The sequence below is a fragment of the Pseudoalteromonas sp. MTN2-4 genome (assembly GCF_042848605.1).
In the GTDB taxonomy this organism is placed as follows: domain Bacteria; phylum Pseudomonadota; class Gammaproteobacteria; order Enterobacterales; family Alteromonadaceae; genus Pseudoalteromonas.
The window spans coordinates 1-2,898 of sequence record NZ_BTGK01000025.1; the positions used below are offsets into that span (position 1 = coordinate 1).

Consider the following 2,898-nt stretch of genomic DNA (forward strand, 5'->3'; position numbering starts at 1 on the left):
GCAGCTAAAACTTGATTTCACCATTAAAAACAATCAAGACCAGTTTAAGTTCAAACCAAATGCATTTGTGTCTTACTTACTTGGCTCTGAAATGCCTGGCACACCAGCGCAGCAGCTAAAAGCATTGGGCTGGATCAGCTCATTGAATGCTGGCGGTACACCAAACCATTATGGTAACTACGGTGAAATGTCTATCATCCTAAATTTAACTGATTTAGGTATGCAGAACCGTGACGAAATCGTTGCTATCATCATGCAGTATATTGACCTAGTTAAAGAAAAAGGGGTTGATGAAAAGTACTACAAAGAAATCAAAACCTCGCTTGATAACGAATTCAGATTCTTACAAAAGGTCGACGAATTCAGCTATGCCGCTCAGTTAGTTAACAGCATGCAAGATTACCCGCTGAATTATAGCATCAACGCGCCATACTATTTTGGTCAATTCAATGCCAAAGCGGTTGATGACGTGCTATCACAGTTAACCCCTGACACACTGCGTATTTGGTATACCAGCAAAAATGAGAAAGTCGATCAGAAACAACATTTCTATGCAGGTGAATACCGCATTGAAGACATTGCTGAGCGCGAAATTGCGACTTGGAAAAAACCAACTCAGGTGGCATTGGCACTACCAAAAGTGAATCGTCTATTACCTGAAAACTTCGACCTAAAAACAGCGGGTATGAAGCAATCGACCGCTGAGCTTAAAGTTGAAAAAGACGGTGTGAAAGTATGGCACTACCCAAGTCAATTATTTGCAGAGCAACCAAAAGGTATCTTAAAAATTGACCTAAATGCCGGCGAAGCAAATGCAGATATCGAAACTCAAGTGTCACTTGCACTTTGGTCAGATCTATACAACCTACAGCAAAGCTTATTACAAGCTGAAGCAAGTGTTGCGGGTATCAGCACGCGTGCAACAACGAGTAACGGTATGAGTCTGTTATTGAACGGTTTCACTGATAAGCAAAACTTGCTGCTTGCTGAAATGCTATCTGATCTCATTCCTGAGGTGACAGAGACGAACTTTGCTCAAGCTAAAGACCGCCTTATTCGTGGCATCAATAACGCACAAAAGCAATTTACCGTTCGTCAGTTATTCCCTGCCCTTCAGAGTTTAACTGAAGCCAATAACTTTGAAGATGACGCGTTAATCGCAGCAGCAGAAAAGTTAGATGTAGCGACTTTCAAAGCACGCTTAGAAAAGCTGTTGAAGGCAAACCAACCACGTGTATTTGCATTTGGTAACTACAATCAGGGCGATTTAGAAAACGTTGCTGAGGTTATCAGCAAAACCCTTGGTAGCAACCACACGCAAACAAGCTTTGCAAAAACCAAAACCATTGCACCATTACCGCAACAGGTTTTAAGCTATCAAAAAGATACCGCAGCTGCCGATAATGGCTTATTAGATATTCATGTTCATCGTAAAGCTGGGTTCAAACAAAAAGCCATTGCGAACGTATTGGCAAAACACTTCAGCCATGAGGCATTTAACCAATTAAGAACTGAGGAACAATTGGCTTACGCCGTAGGAGCGTTCTACTACCCAGTTGATGACTATGCAAGTATTGGTCTATATATCCAATCACCTGTCATGGATCTAGTCCAAGCGCAAAAGCGTTTTGATGACTTTAAGGTAGAGTACAAAGTCAAGCTAGATGCACTGACACCTGAGCAATTTGCTGCAATTAAGCAAGGTGTACTAGTAGGCCTGACTCAAGCACCTAAGAATATGTATGAAGAAGTCTCTCCTATCTTCTCTGATTGGTATAAAGAGAACTGGAATTATGATTCTAAGCAACAAATGATCACAGAAGTTCAAAATGTGAAACTGGCTGACATCAAGCAGTTCTACAATGAAACGTTAGCGAATCCTAAAGCGTCTCGTATCAACGTACAACTGCGTGGTGCAAACTACCAAGACAAGCCGTTTGCCGAAATTAAAGGTCAAACGAAGATCACTGACATCGCTGAGCTTGCTGGCAAAGTCAGCTATCAACTTTAAAGAGTAATACCAATCCTCTTAATTAAGTGATCAATTTTGAGGCAAGAAAAACGGGGCGATAACAAGGCGAAAATTTTGCTATTTAGTTGTTCTAAATAAGAAATTTTTAACGAAGCTAGCGTCCGTTTTAGTCCCTCAAAATGATTGAGTATTATTGAGGATTGGTATAGATGTAAGCCCATCAGGACTTGCTCCTACTCATATGCCCTCAAGGGTTAACCTTACGGTTAACCCTTTTTTAGTCTGAAAATATACGAGCTTTCCCTAGAACAATATTCTCAGCAATATCCAACTCCAAGCAGCTCAGTCTGAAAAATACTAATTTTCTTAATTTAATGTTTTATCAAGCACACATTTATAGCAAACTTTAATGTCTAAACGGAATAAACAAACTCATTAAGCTAGATTATCTACTCTATTTACCCCAGCACTTCACCTTTTCGATTACACAGAAATCACGACTTTACTCAAGCACACGTTCAGTACCCGATAATTACACCTTATAAATCGAATCAATTTTAAATCTCAAACCCATGTTTTATATAGTTAATTTTTTATAACAATGTTTTGGCGCAACTTTATAATGCTTCAATAAGCGACTTTCAATGTTTTAGATGAGATTGTTATTTCACTTTACGAGGTACCAGTAACAGGGCTGAGTTTTCGCCTTTTCTGGGTAATGAAATATAAAAATTGAGACTTGAGAGAACCCCCTTATGAAAAAAGCATTTACGATTAGTGCACTGGCATTAGCACTGGCTGCTTGTTCACAAACATCGAATAACAACACACAAACAAGTGCAACAAACGCGTTTGCACCACTTGATAAGCTTGCCGTTAGCCCGAATGATCAACGTGGCTACAGAACTTTAAAGTTAGAAAATAAT

1 protein-coding gene is annotated in these 2,898 nt (G+C 39.6%); it reads left to right on the plus strand.

What is annotated here, in order from left to right:
- The coding region (locus tag ACGHEH_RS21425) for an insulinase family protein (protein WP_390449731.1) at window positions 1-2,011 on the plus strand (2,011 nt) is incomplete at its 5' end.
- Between the last annotated feature and the right edge of the window lie 887 nt (window positions 2,012-2,898).